The sequence below is a fragment of the Acinetobacter sp. GRABPA_MV_2 genome (assembly GCF_056725885.1).
In genome coordinates this window covers 179,187-198,774 of record NZ_JBWZNA010000003.1, presented here as the reverse complement: position 1 = coordinate 198,774, position 19,588 = coordinate 179,187, and the positions used below count along the sequence as shown (strand labels likewise).

The following is a 19,588-nucleotide window of genomic DNA, read 5'->3' as shown; positions in this document are numbered from 1 at the left end:
AATTTTGAAGCAAAAACCAATTAAATCGCTTTGCTACAAAAAATCACGCATTAAATTTTTTACATTAAAACGGTACAGGACAGTCAAAAGTTAATGTTTCTGCTGTGACAGGATGATTAAAACTTAACTGTTTGGCATGCAAACATAAACGCGGAACAAGTTGTTGCTCCGGTGTTGCATACAGCGTGTCACCTACAATTGGATGCCCCAGATATTGCATGTGTACACGGAGTTGATGAGATCGGCCTGTAATTGGTGTTAATTTCACACGAGTTACAGGTTGCCCCTGAATCTGAAAATGTTCTATTGCCTGCCAATGTGTTAAAGCAGGTTTGTTGTGAGAAGCGTCGACAATATGTAAAGGTGGTCGGCTTGGATCATAGATGACAGGAATATCTACTGTCCCCTCACCCTCTAAATGACCTGCGACAAGCGCTTCATATATTTTTGAAGTCTGACGATCTTGAAATTGACGTGCAATCGCACTTTGACCGCGCTTTGATAAACCAAATACTAAAATACCTGAAGTATCTCGGTCTAGACGATGAATGAGCAAAGTTTTAGGTTCAATCGCAACCAACCTTGTCAAAACGCTATCATGTAAATCACCTTTACCAGGAACACTCAAGATGTCCGAAGGTTTATGAATCACCATAAAATCATCATCACGATAGATCAGATGTTCACTTAGAAAATCACTCAAAGTTGTATTCCCAAGGTAAGATGAAAAACAAGCGGGCAATAATAAAAAGCTTACGTCCGAATTACAATGCCGTTCGGGTAAATTAACAGCAGAATTTGCAAATATTATGGATCACTTGAGGTCTATAGTCAGTTAAGGCTTCAATAACTGCATAATATGTTGCAATGTCGGTGTTTGCATGATCTCTTCAACGCTTAAGCTCGCACCATTTGCACGCCATAGATCGACCAGATAATTAACAGCAGGCTGATCTAGACCGTAATTTCTTAAATCAATTTCAGGATGGATCTCCATAGGATGTCGCCCCACCTGTTCAGCAATTGCCAATAAAATTCCTTTATCTGACAAGATATAGGAGGAAGATGCACTTAAAGACCATAAACGTATTAAGCTGTACGTATTTAAATGTTTTATATGGTCAAAACTGATCTTTTCAACCCATTGGATATGCTGCTCTAGATTAGCCGCCAAGATCGCATCATTTACAACACTGACCTGATCTGTAATAGATAAAACAAGCTGCATGACTTGTTTAAACAGAGGAGATAAATCACCTGCCATCATAACTTGAGCTTTAGTATTTGATGACAAACGCTGACCAAGCTCCAACATGGTTTGTTGAAGCTGAGATGTCTCAATAAAAATAATTGGAATTTCGAGTGATTGAGCGCGCTTAATCAACAGTTCTAAATGGTTCGCCAATGGTTGCTCAGACCAATCTGGTCGTAGTTTAAGCTCATTGAGCCCAACCATGAGCAAAATACTTTGCGCTGACTCAATTGACCAATTTGAAGTACTTGCGGCTAACTGGATTTTTCGAGGTAAGGGATAAAACATTGTTCTCTATAAATATAAAAATAGCTCAAATTAAAAAGCCCGTTTAATACGGGCTTTTTTGCTTACTTCATTTCGGCGAATGTTTCTTTTGCAGCCTGAATCGTAAATTCAATATCTTCATCAGAATGTGCAGATGAAATAAAGCCTGCTTCAAATGCTGAAGGTGCCAAGTTGACCCCACGTTTTAACATGCCATGGAAGAACTTTTTGAAAGCTTCAATATCACATGCCAACATAGAGTCAAAGCTTGTAATGTCTTCTTGGTCGGTAAAGTAAAGACCGAACATTGCGCCAGCTTGCTGAGTCTTAAATGGAATACCCGCTTCATCAGCTGCAGCTTGTAAGCCTGCAAGTAACTTTTCAAGTTGAGCAGATAATTTGCTGTAAAAGTCAGGTTGGCGTAAATGTTTAAACATTTCAATACCAGCACGCATAGCAAGTGGATTACCAGATAATGTACCTGCTTGGTATACACCGCCTAAAGGTGCGATGCATTCCATGATTTCACGCTTACCACCAAATGCACCAACAGGCAGACCTGCACCAATAATTTTACCTAAAGTCGTTAAATCAGGTTTAACGTTATAAACTGATTGCGCACCGCCTAAAGCAACACGGAAGCCTGTCATCACTTCATCAATAATGAATACAGATTTATATTCATCACAAATATCACGAATGGCTTGTAAGAAACCGTCAATTGGTTTCACCATATTCATGTTACCCGCGACTGGTTCAATAATAACACCCGCAATTTCATGGCCGAATTTAGCAAAGCATTCTTTTAATGCAGCAATATCGTTGTAAGGTAGCGTTAAGGTATGTTTAGCAAAATCAACTGGAACACCCTTTGAAGTAGGTTCACCTTCACCTAAAGTAAGTAAGCCCGAACCTGCTTTTACTAAAAGTGAGTCTGAGTGGCCGTGGTAACAACCTTCAAACTTCACGATTTTGTCACGGCCAGTATAACCACGTGCTAAACGAATAGCCGTCATGGTTGCTTCTGTACCTGAGTTGGTCATACGTACCAATTCAATTGATGGCATGATTTCACAGATAATATCTGCCAATGTTGTTTCGTGTACGGTTGGTGCGCCAAAACTTAAGCCGTCTTCTGCTGCTGTTTGTACAGCCTTAATAATCTCTGGATGAGCATGACCTAAAATCATTGGTCCCCAAGAACCAACATAATCAACATAACGCTTACCATCCACATCCCATAAATAAGCACCTTTTGCTTTCTCGATGAAAACCGGTGTTCCTCCAACGCCATTAAAGGCACGTACCGGAGAGTTCACACCACCTGGAATGTGTTTGCTGGCTTGTTTAAATAACTGTTCTTGCTTTGGAGATAAACTCATGGAAATGCTCGTCTTAAATATCTAAAAAATAATTTTGAAAGCTTAAGAAAATAATTGTGCCCAGGCCTGTACACGGGCAGGAATTTCAGCAGTTGATCGGCCTAATATATCACTAATGACTGCACACAGGTCAGCCCCAGCTTCAATCACTGGTTGTGAGTTTTCAACAGTTAAACCACCAATCGCACAAATTGGTACATCATATTGGGCTGCTGCTTGCTTAATCACTTCGATCCCCACATTACCTGCTTCAGGTTTTGTAGAGGTCGCATAGACCGCACCAAATGCAATATAAGTCGCGCCCTCTGTAATTGCTTTTTGTGCAAGTTCTAATGAGTTCAGGCAAGTACGGCCAATAATGACGCCTTCTGGTAATTGCGATTTTGCATCAGTAATTTCGCCATCACTTTGCCCTAAATGCACACCTAAACCAAACTGAGCGGCCAGTTTTAGGTCATCATTAATGACAAAAGGAACTTGATATTTTTCACACAATAATTTGATTTGTTCGACTTCTGCGGGTTGCTCTGCTTTGTCTATTTTCTTACGGCGGTACTGTAAAATTGCGACCTGATGAGTTGCGAGTGCGGCATCTAGTTTTTCTAATAATAGTTGGATTGGGTCATCGTTGGTAATGAGGTATAAACCGCGCATACTCTACTCTCGCTTTTAAAAACTTCGCTAGTATAACGGATTTATAGGCCATCATAAGTACCGATTGATATAGGCTTACCAGTACCAATCGGTATATTTAAAAGAGAAAGTAAAAATTAACTCGGAATTTTGTCGTGTTTACGATCAACCAAACTCAAACGGCCACGTGCAACATCAGACAACATTCGCCAATCAGAAATAAAGCTATAGAAAGGTTGTTTAAAACTGGCAGGCTTATTTTTTTCAAACATAAAATGTCCAATCCATGCACACGCATAGCCAGACACTAAACCATAGAGTGCATATTTTGCTTGTTTCTTACGAATTGCTTTTGAAAAAAAGTATATGCCAATACTGCTACCCACCACATGCAAACGTCTGCTCATGATGTTACGGTGTTCAGTTAAATAAAAACGATAAAATTCCTGATAATTTTTAATCGGCAATTCAAACTCTGGCTGAGCTTCATGGCTAAAGTTCACTGGTGCATTCACGATCATCTTCCTGATTTTTATTTGATCAAAACGTCACCTGATTGTACACCTAAATAAAAGTGTAGCGTCATATGTTTGATTGTAACTTTCTCTATCAAAACCATTATTTTTAGAGCTAAGCTATTATACTTATTCAAGATAGTCTAAATACCTGATTCAGGGAGATATATTATGGTCGAAGTCGAACTAAAGTTTCAGTTACCTGAATCGAAGAAAAAAACTGTCCAGCAATACTTAAAAAAACACAAAGCAAAGAATATTCACTTACAGGCAAAGTATTACGATACTCCTGATCGACTGCTTGCAAAAAACGGTATGGCCTTACGTTTACGTAAAGAAGATGATCAATGGGTACAAACATTTAAAGCCGCAGGTCAAAGCCATCTCCACCGTGTTGAAGAAGAAATTCATTTAGGTGTGTGTGACCAAGAACCTGACTTAAACCTTGAGTTATATCAAGATAATAAAGTGGTAACTGATTTAATTAATACGGCTTTAGGAACAGAAGCTGAAAAATTAAGTTTGCAGTTTGAGACTGATGTACATCGTACCTACCATGTGTTTGAAGCAGATAATACAGCGATTGAAGTTTGCTTAGATGATGGTGTCGTAAAAACAGCAGATGCACAAAGTGTAATTTGCGAAGTCGAATTTGAACTCAAACAAGGGGCTGTGAAAACGCTAATTCAGTTTGCGCAGCAATGGATTAATCGTTACGCACTTTGGCTTGATGTAAGAAGTAAAGCCGAACGTGGCAACTTATTAGCACTAGGACAAGCTGCCTCACCTGCTGTTCATGCCAAAGCTCTGAAACTAAATAAAGATATTACTGCAGAACAGGCTCTCAAAAAGATTGTCGAAATCTGTTTAGAACAATTTTTACCAAATATGGCTGTCATTGCCGATGGCGTTGCTGAAGCTGAGCATATTCACCAAGCACGTGTGAGTCTACGTCGTTTACGTAGTGCCCTTAAGCATTTTGCAGGTTGGTCAGGCGAGCTAAATCCTCTTTGGGAAGAACAAATTGCTGAGCTTTTCCGTAAACTTGGAGACACTCGTGATGAAGATGCGATTCGTACCGAAGTGTTACCTATTATTCAACAACATGGATCACCTGAACTATTACTACCAGTTTCAGCCCAGCCCTCAAAAGAACTCTCAACAATCTTTACCTCTGCAGACACGATTAAGCTATTACTCAATTTATTAGCATTTGCTTATTCAGAAGAAGATTCTAAGTCCCAAAAAGGCAGCTTAAAAAAACATATTAAAAAGAGCTTAGATAAGTTACATCATAAAGTGATTAGTAATGCTGAACACTTCTCTGAAATTGAAGTGACTGAACAACACAAAATAAGAAAGCAAGCTAAGCAGTTACGTTATTGTGTTGAGTTTATTTCGAGTCTTTATCCAAATAAAAAAGTACAGCAATATTTAAAACAGCTACAACCTGTACAAAATACTCTAGGTCAATATAACGATTTGTTTATTGCAAAAGGTATTTTTAACAATGTGGTTGAACAAGATCCGTCTTTTTGGTTTGCTCTAGGCTGGGTCAAAGCCAAACAGCCACAATTACAAAAGCGCTCAGCAAAAGCTTTACAAACTTTTAGTCAGGCTGAAACTTTCTGGTAATTTATAAAAAGTCGCTGTAAACGTGCAGCGACTTTTTATCGGTATTTACCAAATACTTTCCATACACCGTTATCTGCCAACGGATCACTATAGCTATCGCTGCGTTGCTTTCTTGGCTTATCACGAGCATCGACCAGTTTAAAATGCGGTTCAACCCCTAGCACAATCCCATTGGTGTAAAACCGTGAACGTGTATATTCGCTTTGTCCATGCTGGAATACATAGGTTCTTAAATCGATGAATTCACGGTGAGCAACCAGAGCCGCGGTATCATCACTTTGCAACCATTCTTGCATCGTAAAAATCTGATCAGTTTCGAACTGCCCGCATTTTTCAATAAGACTCGCAACACCGCGAAAAGTTTTAGATTCTTTTGCGCGTGTTTTATTAATCCGAATTCGGTCTACGTGAAAAAAGAATAGCGGTAAATTTAAATGACTTGGCAAATGAATCGCATCTGGTAATTCATCTTCCATAAATGGCTGAAAAAGCTCTTGCGCCCTTTCAATTAGCCCCTGCCATTGTTGATAATAATTTTCGACTTCTTCTTGCAAGCCATAGTAAATGGGCAATCCTTCAACATGCTCTAAATATTGAGGTGGGAAAACATGCTGGCGTAATAAAGCAATATCTGTCTTTAAACTTTGAATAGCAATTGCATCTTGCATATTAGTTTCTCCTACCAATACTTAGGCTATTTACAGACTAAGTCAAAGGTTTTGTTTCCGCAAGCGTTTGCCTATAATAAGCAGCTCTATTTTTGCGGGAATAAGTCATGTCTCAAAAGATTAATGCAACAGATATTACTGAAGAAGAAGCATTAAATGCTGTTTTCTTTGAGCGTGCGGATGAATTTATTAAACAAGCTAATGATTTTTGTCGCCCGCCAAAAGATAAAAAAGTAGATCCAGCTGAGCTACGTGGTCAAGTGAGTGCTGCAATGTTATTTGCCACTGCCCGTTTCAATACGTGGGTAGCAGCAAATAACTTTAAAGATGGTAATGAAATGCGTGATGCGAAAGATCAGGTCATGTCTTACCTTCTTCAGCAGTTTCAAATGATGCTTGAAGATAACTTCGATGAATATTGTGAACAATTCGAAAATTATTTACGTTTCCGTAAAAATGAAGATTTTCACGCGCATAAACATGATCATTAATATGATTTAAAGATCCAAATAAAAAGCCACTTTTCAGTGGCTTTTTATTTACGAGAAGACTTTATTTTTTTGCTGCCTGACCATATTGATCAGCCATCACTTCGACTAAATGTTCAGGTTTAATATACTTCTTAATTACTCTATTAACGTCAGCAACAGTCAATTTAGTTAACTCTTGATCATGACGAATTCGGTCTTGCAATGTTTTGTTTGTTTCAAGCTGTAGATTTAACATGCCATGAATATTACGCTCATCTTCTAGTGCCGTAACTCGTTTCTTCATGATATCTGCTTTAGCAGCTTCAAGCTCTTGCTCAGTTACACCATTTTTAACCAAATCATTTAACACTTTGTGTATTGATGCAGACACTTGTGCTGAGCGACCCGAAGTATAATTTGCACTAATACTCAAAGCCCCTACATTCGTGTCACGATCAAGTTGCAGCCCACTTCCAAAACCATAGACTAGCGCATTTTTCTCACGAAGCTCTTGAGCTAAACGTGATGAAATTTGAGATTCTCCTAAAATATAGTTCATTAAAATGAGAGCAGATGCATCTGGATGGTTTTTCCCAACTGGAATTGAAAGCACACTTTGATAGCTACCAAATTCACGTTGCTCAGATAAAACATGAACTTGCTGTGCTGGAAAATCAACGTGATCAATCAAGATTTTTTGATAAGGCTGTTTACCATTCCAACGACCAAATTCCTGATTCAGTAATTTCTGCATCTTTTTCGCATCAAATTCGCCTGTAATAGCAATTTGAGCATGGTTCATTGCAAAGAAACGCTCATATAACTCTTTCACTTGCTCTTGAGTTGCGTTTTTCAACTGTTGTTTTGCCAATTCAGGTTCGAAGTGATAACGCAAATCACCCGGTTGATATTCTTCAAGTAAACGTGAAAGTGTTAAGCCAGCCACTACATCTGGCTCAGTATAAGGGCGATCAAGGCTTGATAAGCTTTGCGATTTAATTAAATCAAATTGAGATTGTTCAAATTTCGGATTTTTCATCACATCAAGAACAAACTTGAAAAACTCATCAAATTTTTCTGATTTAGACTGAATATTAATGGTCATGCCATTGCCATCAGCACTTGCATAAGCCGCACCGCCTGCATCAATTGATTTATCAGCAATATCTTGCAAACTGTATTTATCAGAACCACGAAGCAATAAGTATGACGTTAAATCAACTACCGTACCTTTATCAAATAAAGATTTTTCTGTTCCGAAGTCCATCGTAATCGTTGCGTAAGTACGATCATCACGTGTTTCAACTGGGAATAAAGCATACTTCATTCCATTTTTTAGTTTTCCACGGATAATCTTCTTCTCATTGCTTTCAACATATTGCTTAGAAGTTTTTAAAAACTCAGCGACTTCTTGTTGATATACCTTCGGATCTTTTAAAGGCTCGGCCTTTGCTTCGACCTGATCTAGAGTTTTAGGCGACTCTTTTGAATTTTGCTGTTGAGCTTTTTTCTGGTCTTCAGGGGTTGGCAAAATGTCGCCATCAATACGATGCTCAGCCACAAGGAACTGCTTTAAAGTTTGATTCACTTCATCTAGCTTAACTTTTTCTACTGAATCCAAATCTTTAAAATATTGATCCCATTGCCCGCCAGCGACGGTGTAATCACTTAACCGTGACCCAAGTGCTACCGCATCTTTAGTGATTAAGTCACCTTGAGTTTTCATTAAACTTTTAACACGATTTAATTCAACCTCAGTAAAAGGCTTCCCTTTTTCAATGCCCGCTAACAAAGAGCTTTCAACTTTTTTTGGGTCATTACTAGGTGAATAAATGGCACCAAGAAACACCACATTAAAATCTTGATCTAGCCAAGTACTCGCATCAACATTTGTGGTAATACCTGTTTCAACCATGTTCTGATATAAATGACCACTTGGCTGCATTGTATATAACAAAGGCGCTAAAGCGAGCGTGGGCTGAATTTTGGTATTTTTACCATTCATATAGATATGGAATTTAGCGAGATCGCTCCCCTTTTTCACCATAAACTGACGATTTTTTATTTTTGTAGAGTCGAGCACAGGAATCTGTACAGGCTTAGGAACAGCTCTTGCCGCGATTGGGCTAAAATATTGATCTATTGTTTTTAAGACATCCGTCTTATCGAACTTACCTGAAATCACCATGACTGCATTATTAGGTGCATACCAGCTACGATAGAACTGGTTTAATTCAGGCATTTTAATCGATTTAAGCTCAGGTAAATCGCCAATAGGTAAACGACCTAAATATTGGTTACCATAAGCTGACTTCCACATTTGATCCATCAGCACAGCAAAAGGCTGATCCATACGGACTTCACGTTCGCGTTTTACGATTTCAATTTCAGAAGGAACAAATTTTTCTTGAAGAACTAATTTATCCATACGTTCAGATTCAAGATACAGCACCTGATCAAGCGCAGTTTTTTCTGGACGAACGATATTGGTATATTTGGTCGAGTAATAATCGGTACTGGCGTTTGTCATCAATGTATATTGATCTAAACGACGCTGGAATTCTTCCCCTTTAACATTTTGTGTCCCCTTAAAAGCCAAGTGCTCAAGCAAATGAGCTAAGCCACTTTTACCTTGCGGGTCATTTAATGAGCCTGTTAAATAAATGGTATTAATAAAGATTTTATTTTCTTTGTCATTCGGCGCAAGTACAATCCGAAAACCATTATCTAATTTATATTCCTCAATATTTTGCTTACTTTTTACTAGTGTAGTTTGTGCCCAAGACGCAGCACTTAAACCAAGAATACATAGGGAGAGTGTCAGTTGTTTAAACTGCATAAACATATAAATACCAATTAATTTGAATAATAAAAAATCAATAGTTGTGGGACTATAGTAGGAAATTTAAGCTGACTTTCATAGTAAAGTTTTGAAAAAAAAGCCGTTTATTTAAACGGCCTTATATTTTAAGGAAAAATTTCAGCTTGCATATAAAGCTTCCCATACCCTGAAACTTCAATACGTTCCTGATTCAGGATATTGCAATATAAAACGCCTCCACGGCTAGAAGCCTGATAAGCCATAATATTATTTTTATCGAGTTTCTCTGCCCATAATGGTGCTATTGCCGTATGAATTGAACCCGTAACTGGATCTTCCTCAATGCCCGCGACAGGTGCAAAATAACGCGATACACAATCATATTGTTGATCGGCTTTTGAGGTGATTGCAACATCCATCCCTGCAGTGGTAATCGCAGTCCGTTTACCTAAGGCTTTAAGTAAGTTCATGTCAGGCTGCTCATCTAACACGTCTTGCACTGATTCATACTCAACAATGTAGGCTTGAACATTTTGATAAACCGCTTTAAAGGGTTTTGTTAATGCTTGACGTAAAAGAGCTGGATAATCTTCAACTTGATGAGCTTTGCGAATTGGAAAATCCATTCTGATTTTACCGTCTTCATCTTGGTGAACCACAAAAAGACCCAAGGTTCGAAGATGGAAATTAATGGTCTTTTTCTCGGTAAAATCTTTAAATAATACGAAAGCACTGGCAAGTGTGGCATGCCCACAGAAATCAACTTCGATCGTTGGAGTGAACCAACGGATTTCATAGTTTTCAGAGTCTATAATTTTTACAAAAGCAGTTTCAGATAAGTTGTTTTCAAGTGCTATCTTCTGCATTAAATCTACATCTAACCACTCTTTTTCAACAACGACAGCGGCTGGATTTCCACGAAATAGCTCTTTTGTAAAAGCATCGACTTGATACATTTTCATGATAGTGCTCTCTTTTGTAATAGGCTCATTTTCGAAAATTATTTAAAAGAAAAACAGATACAGTTTTTTTTAAATTAACATCACAGTAATAATTTATGCATATAAAAAACGGCTCATCCAGAATAGAGAGCCGTTTTTTTACTGATCTTTAATGATGTTGAGTTAATTCAATTTCATCTTCACTGTTTAATATTTCTTTATCAGTCTGACCCATGAATTGACTCGTCACTACACCCGCAGTCATTGAACCATTTACGTTTAATGCAGTACGTCCCATATCAATGAGGGGTTCAATTGAAATAAGAAGCGCAACCAAAGTTACAGGTAAACCCATTGCAGGAAGAACAATCAGCGCAGCGAAAGTCGCACCACCACCTACTCCGGCAACCCCAATTGAACTTAAAGTCACAATACCAACTAACGATGCAATCCACATTGGATCTAAGGTGTTGATACCCATAGTTGGTGCAACCATCACCGCGAGCATTGCTGGATATAAACCTGCACAACCATTTTGACCAATAGTCGCCCCAAAAGAAGCAGAGAAACTTGCAATAGATTCAGGCACACCCAAACGACGAGTTTGCGTCTCAATGCTCAGTGGAATACTTGCTGCACTTGAACGACTAGTAAATGCGAACGTTAAAACTGGAGCAACTTTCTTAAAGAATTTAAGAGGAGAAACACCTGTAAGCGTTAAAATAATGGCATGTACGATAAACATAATCGCCAAGCCTAAATAAGACGCCACCAAGAAACCGCCTAGATTTAAGATATCTGCGACATTTGAACTAGCCACAACTTTGGTCATAAGCGCAAATACACCATACGGCGTAAGTGTCATCACGAGACGAACGAGCTTCATTACCCATGACTGCAACGTCTGAATCGCAGTAAGAATACGTTGACCTTTTTCTGCGTCGTCCTTCATTAGGTTAAGCGCTGCTATACCTAAAAAGACGGCGAAAATAACCACGCTAATAATTGAAGTTGGGTTTGCACCAGTTAATTCAGCAAATGGGTTACTTGGAATAAAGGAAAGAATAAACTGCGGTACACTTAAATCGGTAACTTTACCTACATAATCTGTATTAATCGCAGTTAAGCGTGCAGTTTCAGCATCACCTTGCACCAAACCTTTTGCCGTTAAGCCAAACAGATTGGTAACAAATACCCCTACCAGTGCAGCAATCAGCGTTGTAAAGAGTAAAGTACCGATCGTATAAAAACTGATTTTGCCTAAAGAAGATGCTTGGTGTAATTTTGCCACCGCTCCCAAAATAGACACAAATACCAAAGGCATCACGACCATTTGTAAAAGTTTTACATAGCCGTTTCCAACGATATTAAACCAGCTAATAGATTCAGCAAGAATCGGATGGCCACCGCCATAAATCAAATGTAGTCCTAAACCAAACACCACACCTAGAACTAAGCCAGCCAGAACTTTTTTCGATAAGCTCCAGTCCGTTTTACGTGTTTGGGCGAGTAAAAATATTAACCCGACAAAAACCACAATATTGATGATTAAGGGTATATTCATTCCCAAACTCCAAATTATTGCTTGTGTCATCTTTCAAGGGGGCATATTTGACCATAGCCGGCCTATATAAACTACCCTTTTCAACAATTTTATAGCATCAAGATGATTACAAACCTCTGTGAGAATATAAAATGACTTTTTCATACATATATATCACTTTTAATTTATAAATTAAGTTAGATATTTACGTATGAAAATCAATCACAACCTAAGCAACCTTTAATTGAAATTGTTGCTCAATAAAATGAATAAACTGCTTTAAATTGGTTCCCCATGTTTCAGAAGACTGGGCAACTAAATATGTAGTGAAAAATGCGGATTCAGTATTAAGTCCAAAACAATTGACTGAAACTTTATCTGCAACTTTTGTGAGATATGATTTCGGTAATAAAGCAAAACCCACCCCTAATTCGACACAGCTTACAATCCCGTCAAGACTGCCCATTTCCATAATTTGTGAAGGCGGAACACTGTGATCATTTAAAAACAACTCAATTGCATGTCGATATGAACAACCTTGTCGAAATGCAATAAATCTGGTCTTTGCAAGAGTCGCCTTGTCTGGGAAACCCTGTTGTTGCTTAGGACAAACCAAAACCAGCTCTTCATGCCATACAGGAAAACTATATAACTCAGGAATCGAATGTTTCGATGCCACAAAAGCACAGTCTAATTCCCCCTGATGTATCGCATTTAATAAATAACGGGTCGGATGAGTTTGAAGTTCAATAGGCAAAGTAGGATACTGCCTCATACATTGATTGAGTAATTGAGGTAGACGTATTGCTGCTGTCGTTTCCATACTGCCCAAACGAATGGATTCATTCGGATCAATATCACCTTCTTGAAAGATCTTCTTAGCTTTATCGTGCAATGCAATCATTTGAACAGCATAGCTATGTAACTGTTGTCCAGCATTCGTTAAAGTCACGGGGTTATTACGATTGAATAAAATAACCTCTAACTCTTCTTCAAGTTTTTTTATATGGCTCGTGATATTCGATTGAACCGTATACATTTTTTGTGCAGCCAATGAAAAACTTCCACTCTCTGCAACTGCTAAAAAAAACTCTAGAGACTTAAGCAACATACTACTATCTCAAAATAAGATAATTGCTATCATATTAAATCATTTTTAAAGATTTAAAAACTCGTTTTTAATAATAAAAAAATTGAGCGTCCTCTCATGTCTACGTTTTATCGAATGAGCTTAATTGTCTTTTTGGCAACTTTTTTGGGAATTGGTGTTTTTAGATTTTCTTATACTGCGCTTATGCCCATCATGATCGAGCAATACCATTGGACCCATGATTTTGCCAGTTTCTTGGGCAGCGCAAATTTATTGGGATATCTCATTGGTGCTTTATTCGCCCTATTGAGTATTAAGGAAAAGTATATCCCATCCATGATTGTCTTGTCGGCTATAGCTGGCAGCCTCAGCCTACTAGGCTGTTCATTCATGGATATGCCTTTGGTGTGGTTCATTTTTTGGCGTACGATTTCAGGTATTGCTGGCGGCTTACTTATGATTTTGGCGCCTAGCTTAGCGATGAAATACATTCCCACCACGCAAAGATTAAAAGTTAATTTCTTAGGATTTAGCGGAATTGGTGTGGGCGTTTTATCTGCCACCATTATTATTCCCCTACTTCAAAATATGCCTGTTCATTATGTTTGGTATATTTTTGCTGGTCTTTCGCTATTAGGAAGCTTAACTCTTTATCGATTATTAAGTCGTAATACTGCCCAGATTATTAAACCACAATCGACCACTCTACAACTCTCACAAAAATCACGTTTAGGTCTGGTCATCATTCTTGCCTACATGTGTAGTGCCTTTGCCTATATTCCACATTCTTTGTTTTGGATGGATTATTTATCTGGAACTCTGCATTTCCCATTACAACAAAGAAATTTATTTTGGGTTCTCTATGGAGTGGGAAGCTGTATTGGTGCACTTGTCGCTTATTGCTTAAGCCGACTAATCGGTTATCTACAGGCCATTAAATGGTTATATATCATTTACTGCTTAGCCGTTGTTTTGCCTTTCCTTTCACATACCGCATCTTTACTGGCCTTATCTTCGCTTTTGACAGGCTTACTAACCCCCGCAACCGTATTTATTAGTTCTTATAGTCTGCTACAGATTTATGAGCAACATTATCAAAAGCTTTGGAGCCTTGCCACCATTGGCTTTGCTAGCACTCAGCTTTTAGGTGGGGTTGTCATTAGTACTTTGCATCATTTGAATTGGTCTTATGCACATCTCTTTCTTTTGAGTGGAACCGTTCTACTCTTTGCAGTTTGCTTTTTACTTCCTGTACGCCCTTCTTTCATCTCAACCCTCGGAGAAACCGAATCATGAAATCTCTGTTCTTCCCGCTATTTTTAATTGCCTTTGTTCTTGTTATTCAGGCCATAGATCAGAGTTATCAAAAGAAAGTCGGCATCACGAAGACCACTAAGCACTCTGATTTTTTACAATAAAAAAAGCCCTCAACCGAGGGCTTTTTTATAGAAGATTACTCTCCCATGTGCTTAATAATCGCATCACCAAACTCAGAACAACGTAACAAGGTTGCTCCCGGCATTAGTCGCTCAAAATCGTAAGTTACGGTTTTGGCTGCAATTGCTCCAGAAATTCCTTTAATGATCAGATCAGCAGCCTCTGTCCACCCCATATCACGTAGCATCATTTCTGCAGAAAGAATAATAGAACCAGGGTTTACTTTATCCTGTCCCGCATATTTAGGTGCGGTACCATGAGTTGCTTCATATACTGCAATAGCACCACCAATATTTGCACCAGGTGCAATACCAATGCCGCCTACTTCTGCTGCCAAAGCATCAGAAATATAATCACCGTTTAAATTTAGCGTGGCAATAACAGAGTAATCGGCTGGGCGCATGAGAATTTGTTGTAAAAACGCGTCTGCAATGACATCTTTGATAATGATATCTTTACCAGTTCTAGGGTTTTTAATTTTAACCCATGGACCTCCATCAATTAGCTCTCCACCGAAACGATCAAGAGCCAATTCATAGCCCCATTCTTTAAATGCGCCTTCGGTATACTTCATGATATTACCCTTGTGAACCAGCGTCACAGAAGGCTTATCATTTTCGATTGCAAACTGAATGGCTTTACGGACTAAACGCTGTGTTCCTTCTTTTGAAACAGGTTTAATTCCAATACCACATCCTTCAGGGAAACGGATTTTTGTGACACCCATTTCTTCTTGAAGGAACTTAATGACTTTTTTGGCTTCTTCAGAATCAGCTTTCCATTCAATCCCTGCATAGATATCTTCCGAGTTCTCACGGAAAATCACCATGTCAGTTAATTCGGGGTGTTGAACAGGTGAAGGAACGCCTTCAAACCAACGTACTGGTCGTACGCAAACATATAGATCTAATTCTTGGCGCAAAGCAACGTTGAGTGAACGAATGCCTCCACCTACCGGTGTGGTTAAAGGACCTTTGATGGATACAACAAACTCGCGGAGTGCTTCAAAAGTTTCTTCGGGCATATAGTTGCCATAAATTTTATTAGCTTTTTCGCCGCAATACACTTCCATCCATTCGATCGAACGTTTGCCACCGTATGCTTTTAAAATAGCAGCGTCTACGACTGCTTTCATTGTTGGTGTAATATCCACACCAATACCATCACCCTCAATGAAAGGAATAATTGGATGATTTGGTACGTTCAGTGATAGGTCTGCATTTACTTTGATTTTGTCGCCGTCGGCAGGAACCACGATCTTCTGATAACCCATTGTGTAGATTCTCCCTTTTATAATACTTAATTAACTAAAAATAATTATCGATAAACAATACTTTCAACTTTTATTAACGCATAATAGCTTAATCGAATTTAATTCTTTTTGAGATTTATGTGGGAAATAAGCAAATTTCGCACTTAAATATAGCTCAATGTTTTCTCTAGTTATTTGAAAGAAGAAGCCATTTTTTATGAAAATTGTGATTCTCAACAAGCCTTATGACGTTCTCTCCCAGTTTCGTAAAGACGAAGCGCACATGACCGTCTCTGACTTTGTTGATGACCCGACTTTGCGCTTGGCAGGCCGTCTTGATATGGACTCTGAGGGTTTAGTTTTTTTAACCGATCATGGTGGTCTGAATCAGTTCATTACCAACCCTGCAAATAAGAAATACAAAACGTATTTAGTTCAAGTTGATGGCGATGTAACCGAAGAAGCGCTTGAGCAACTTCGTAAAGGTGTAGAACTGAATGATGGTATGACGCTTCCTGCCAAAGCCATTAAAGTCAGTGAACCTGAATGGTTATGGGAACGCAATCCACCCGTACGTTACCGTGCAAATATTCCAACATCTTGGATTGAGATTTCAATTTGTGAAGGCCGTAACCGTCAAGTTCGTCGTATGACTTCTGCGGTAGGTTTTCCAACTTTACGTTTAATTCGTACTAAAATTGGCTCAATCGATTTAGTTCAACTTGGCTTAAAACCGGGTGATGTAAAAGAAATTGAACCATTACTTTACCCTGACTTTAAAGATGTGCCAGCTGAACAACCTTATCGATCACGTTCATATGTGAAAAAGCCAGGCGGTACGGGTGGCAAACCAATGGTTCGCAAAAACAAAGATGGTTCTGCGAAAAAGTCTGGTACAAAACGTATTTGGCAAATGGATGAAAGCGAGAAACCACGTCGTAAGACTAATGGTACAACTCGTCCCAATACCAAAGCACCACGTGGTCGTGGCCGCAATGGTCGATAAGATTTAATCTTTTAGAAGCTCACATCAGTGGGCTTTTTTAATGTCTTTTATTTTAGGCAATAAAAAAACCGGTGCATATGCACCGGCTCTTAAGCTAATTACTAACAAGTTAGTAATTAAGCCTCAACTGTTGCAAGAGCCGCATTAAATGTAGCACTTGGACGCATTACAGCATTTACTTTAGTTGGGTCAATTGCATAGTAACCGCCGATGTCCGCTGGTTTACCTTGTACTTGAGCAAGTTCAGCAACAATCTTCTCTTCATTTTCAGCTAAAGCTTTAGCAAGAGGAGCAAATTTAGCTTTCAACTCAGCATCTTCGTTCTGAGCAGCAAGTGCTTCAGCCCAGTAAAGAGACAAGTAGAAGTGGCTGCCACGGTTGTCGATTTCACCAGTACGACGTGATGGAGACTTGTCATTGTCAAGCAATTTACCAGTCGCTTCATCAAGTGTCTTCGCAAGTAACTTAGCACGAGCATTATTTTCTTTAATGCCCATTTCTTCTAAAGATACTGCAAGCGCAAGGAACTCACCAAGTGAATCCCAACGTAAGTGGTTTTCTTCAACAAGTTGTTGTACGTGTTTAGGAGCTGAACCACCAGCACCAGTTTCGTACATACCACCGCCCGCCATAAGCGGAACGATAGACAACATTTTTGCAGAAGTACCAAGTTCCATAATTGGGAACAAGTCAGTTAAGTAGTCACGTAAGATGTTACCAGTCACAGAAATCGTGTCTAAACCACGTACTACGCGCTCAAGTGTATAACGCATTGCACGTACTTGAGACATAATTTGGATATCAAGACCAGTCGTATCATGATCTTTTAAGTACTTTTGTACTTTCTTGATCAATTCGTTTTCGTGTGGACGGTACGGGTCAAGCCAGAAGATTGCAGGCATGCCTGAGTTACGTGCACGAGTTACTGCGAGTTTAACCCAGTCACGAATCGGAGCATCTTTAACCTGACACATACGCCAGATATCACCCTCTTCAACATTTTGAGTCAATAACACTTCACCAGTGTCAAGATCGGTAATGTTTGCAATACCAGCTTCTGAAATCTCAAAAGTCTTGTCATGAGAACCGTATTCTTCAGCTTTTTGAGCCATCAAACCAACGTTTGGTACTGTACCCATAGTCTTCGGATCGAAGTTACCATGCCATTTACAGAAATTGATCATTTCTTGGTAAATACGGGCAAATGTTGATTCTGGCATAACAGCTTTAGCATCATATTGCTTACCATCAGCACCCCACATTTTACCACCGGCACGAATCATTGCAGGCATAGAAGCATCTACGATGATGTCGTTTGGTGAATGGAAGTTTGTGATGCCTTTTGCCGAGTCAACCATTGCAAGTGCAGGACGGTGTTCTTGACAAGCATGTAAGTCTTCAATGATTTCTTCACGTAATGACGTTGGAAGAGTTTCGATTTTCTCGTACAACCCAGCCATACCGTTATTAACGTTAATACCTAATTCGTCAAATAACTTACCGTGTTTTTCGAAAGCTTCTTTGTAATAGATTTTCACACAGTGACCGAAAACGATCGGGTGTGAAACTTTCATCATTGTCGCTTTTACGTGTAAAGAGAATAAAATTCCCGCTTCTTTACAATCATCAAGTTCTTTTTCATAGAAATCACAAAGTGCTTTCTTGCTCATGAACATTGAATCAATGATTTCACCTTCTTGAAGCGCAACTTTTGGTTTAAGAACAATGCTCTTACCACTATTCGTGATAAGTTCCATTTTCACATTACGCGCGCGATCAAGTGTCATTGATTTTTCACCATGGTAGAAGTCACCTTCTTCCATATGTGAAACATGAGTTTGTGACCACTGTTTCCACTCGCTCATTGAATGAGGGTGTTTTTTCGCATAGTTTTTAACTGCTGCTGGAGCACGGCGGTCAGAGTTACCTTCACGGAGGACAGGGTTTACTGCTGAACCAAGGCACTTACCATAACGAGCTTTGATTGATTTTTCTTCTTCAGTCGTTGGATTTTCCGGATAATCAGGAATTGCGTAACCTTTTGATTGAAGCTCTTTGATACATGCAGTTAATTGCGCAACAGACGCACTAATGTTCGGGAGTTTGATAATGTTTGTATCTGGATCTTGTGTAAGACGACCTAGCTCTGCAAGGTTGTCGGATACCTTTTGCTCTTCACTTAGGTAATCAGCGAATTCTGCGAGCACACGTGCAGCTACAGAGATGTCACTTTTAATAATCTCGATGCCAGCTGGCTTGGTAAAGGTCTCAATGATCGGCAGTAGCGAATAGGTCGCCAATAATGGCGCCTCATCAGTCAGTGTGTAAATAATAGTTGACTTTTCACCAGCCATATATAGCCCCTTCCGTTTGATTGAGTGTTGAGAACCGAGCTTGTGGCCCAGTGCCTACGAACCGATATGCTTAAATAAAACCCTGAGAGTATCGGCTCTCATTGTCTTCCAGTCAACGAAATATCCAGTGATAACGACATTTCGCAGCGAAATAATACATAATTTAAATCTATTGATAATATTCCTATACCCAACTTTAAGTAATACATCATTCATCATTACTTTTTTATGGACTGAATATGATTAAATTACATGAGATATCTTTCAGAGTTCTGACAATTATTATACTTTTCATTCAAAACAAACTCAAAGATAAAACGAA

17 protein-coding genes are annotated in these 19,588 nt (G+C 38.9%); 5 read left to right on the top strand and 12 right to left on the bottom strand.

Features of this window, described 5'->3' with window-relative positions; translation table 11 throughout:
- Nucleotides 1-64: 64 nt before the first annotated feature.
- The 5 genes from ACXM0J_RS04580 to ACXM0J_RS04560 form a co-directional block, all read right to left on the bottom strand.
- The gene (locus ACXM0J_RS04580) at nt 65-703 is read right to left on the bottom strand and encodes an RluA family pseudouridine synthase (RefSeq protein ID WP_005307342.1); all 639 of its coding nucleotides are present in this window, start codon (nt 701-703) and stop codon (nt 65-67) included.
- 132 nt (nt 704-835) lie between these two features.
- The gene (locus ACXM0J_RS04575) at nt 836-1,540 is read right to left on the bottom strand and encodes an isochorismatase (RefSeq protein WP_046811673.1); all 705 of its coding nucleotides are present in this window, start codon (nt 1,538-1,540) and stop codon (nt 836-838) included.
- A 62-nt stretch (nt 1,541-1,602) separates the two neighbouring features.
- Nucleotides 1,603-2,901 carry a glutamate-1-semialdehyde 2,1-aminomutase gene (gene hemL / locus ACXM0J_RS04570; protein ID WP_016146072.1) on the bottom strand — a complete coding sequence of 433 codons (1,299 nt, stop codon included), beginning with the start codon at nt 2,899-2,901 and terminating at the stop codon, nt 1,603-1,605.
- Nucleotides 2,902-2,943: 42 nt separating this feature from the next.
- Nucleotides 2,944-3,555 carry a thiamine phosphate synthase gene (gene thiE, locus ACXM0J_RS04565; protein ID WP_086265421.1) on the bottom strand — a complete coding sequence of 204 codons (612 nt, stop codon included), beginning with the start codon at nt 3,553-3,555 and terminating at the stop codon, nt 2,944-2,946.
- A 116-nt stretch (nt 3,556-3,671) separates the two neighbouring features.
- Nucleotides 3,672-4,055, bottom strand: a complete 384-nt coding sequence (locus ACXM0J_RS04560; protein WP_080947611.1) for an Mpo1-like protein — start codon at nt 4,053-4,055, stop codon at nt 3,672-3,674.
- Nucleotides 4,056-4,220: 165 nt separating this feature from the next.
- Here ACXM0J_RS04560 and ACXM0J_RS04555 point away from each other — a divergent pair, with 165 nt between their 5' ends.
- A complete protein-coding gene (locus tag ACXM0J_RS04555; RefSeq protein ID WP_086265422.1) occupies nt 4,221-5,684 on the top strand; it encodes a CYTH and CHAD domain-containing protein in 1,464 nt (487 codons plus the stop codon).
- A 35-nt stretch (nt 5,685-5,719) separates the two neighbouring features.
- Here ACXM0J_RS04555 and ACXM0J_RS04550 read toward each other — a convergent pair whose 3' ends face one another.
- On the bottom strand, nt 5,720-6,352 hold the full coding sequence (locus ACXM0J_RS04550; protein WP_017387283.1) for a hypothetical protein: 633 nt from the start codon (nt 6,350-6,352) through the stop codon (nt 5,720-5,722).
- 107 nt (nt 6,353-6,459) lie between these two features.
- On the opposite strand from ACXM0J_RS04550, the gene ACXM0J_RS04545 reads away from it, so the two are divergent.
- Complete coding sequence (locus tag ACXM0J_RS04545) at nt 6,460-6,843, top strand: DUF3144 domain-containing protein (protein ID WP_002118682.1); 384 nt, start codon at nt 6,460-6,462, stop codon at nt 6,841-6,843.
- Between the two features lie 61 nt (nt 6,844-6,904).
- Here the strand turns inward: ACXM0J_RS04545 and ACXM0J_RS04540 are convergent, their stop codons facing one another.
- From ACXM0J_RS04540 to ACXM0J_RS04525, 4 genes are all read right to left on the bottom strand, one after another.
- Nucleotides 6,905-9,667: a M16 family metallopeptidase gene (locus tag ACXM0J_RS04540; protein ID WP_086265424.1), complete on the bottom strand. Its 2,763-nt coding sequence runs from the start codon at nt 9,665-9,667 to the stop codon at nt 6,905-6,907.
- Between the two features lie 122 nt (nt 9,668-9,789).
- Nucleotides 9,790-10,605, bottom strand: coding sequence for a PhzF family phenazine biosynthesis protein (locus ACXM0J_RS04535; RefSeq protein WP_086265425.1), 816 nt, complete (start codon nt 10,603-10,605; stop codon nt 9,790-9,792).
- Between the two features lie 148 nt (nt 10,606-10,753).
- A complete protein-coding gene (locus ACXM0J_RS04530) occupies nt 10,754-12,148 on the bottom strand; it encodes an L-cystine transporter (protein WP_479750287.1) in 1,395 nt (464 codons plus the stop codon).
- Nucleotides 12,149-12,356: 208 nt separating this feature from the next.
- Nucleotides 12,357-13,238 carry a LysR family transcriptional regulator gene (locus ACXM0J_RS04525; RefSeq protein ID WP_086265426.1) on the bottom strand — a complete coding sequence of 294 codons (882 nt, stop codon included), beginning with the start codon at nt 13,236-13,238 and terminating at the stop codon, nt 12,357-12,359.
- A gap of 96 nt (nt 13,239-13,334) precedes the next feature.
- On the opposite strand from ACXM0J_RS04525, the gene ACXM0J_RS04520 reads away from it, so the two are divergent.
- Entirely contained in the window at nt 13,335-14,513 is a 1,179-nt protein-coding gene (locus tag ACXM0J_RS04520) for a YbfB/YjiJ family MFS transporter (RefSeq protein WP_213034431.1), read from the top strand.
- Entirely contained in the window at nt 14,510-14,635 is a 126-nt protein-coding gene (locus ACXM0J_RS04515) for a hypothetical protein (RefSeq protein ID WP_080759607.1), read from the top strand. Before ACXM0J_RS04520 ends, ACXM0J_RS04515 begins: the two co-directional genes overlap by 4 nt.
- 35 nt (nt 14,636-14,670) lie before the next feature.
- Here the strand turns inward: ACXM0J_RS04515 and icd are convergent, their stop codons facing one another.
- On the bottom strand, nt 14,671-15,927 hold the full coding sequence (gene icd, locus ACXM0J_RS04510; RefSeq protein WP_005067916.1) for an NADP-dependent isocitrate dehydrogenase: 1,257 nt from the start codon (nt 15,925-15,927) through the stop codon (nt 14,671-14,673).
- A 196-nt stretch (nt 15,928-16,123) separates the two neighbouring features.
- Here icd and ACXM0J_RS04505 point away from each other — a divergent pair, with 196 nt between their 5' ends.
- Nucleotides 16,124-16,912 carry an rRNA large subunit pseudouridine synthase E gene (locus ACXM0J_RS04505; RefSeq protein ID WP_032063312.1) on the top strand — a complete coding sequence of 263 codons (789 nt, stop codon included), beginning with the start codon at nt 16,124-16,126 and terminating at the stop codon, nt 16,910-16,912.
- Between the two features lie 116 nt (nt 16,913-17,028).
- On the opposite strand, the gene ACXM0J_RS04500 is transcribed toward ACXM0J_RS04505, so the two are convergent.
- Nucleotides 17,029-19,266 (bottom strand): NADP-dependent isocitrate dehydrogenase, encoded by a 2,238-nt coding sequence (locus ACXM0J_RS04500; protein ID WP_002118624.1) that lies wholly within the window; start codon nt 19,264-19,266, stop codon nt 17,029-17,031.
- Nucleotides 19,267-19,588: the final 322 nt, after the last annotated feature.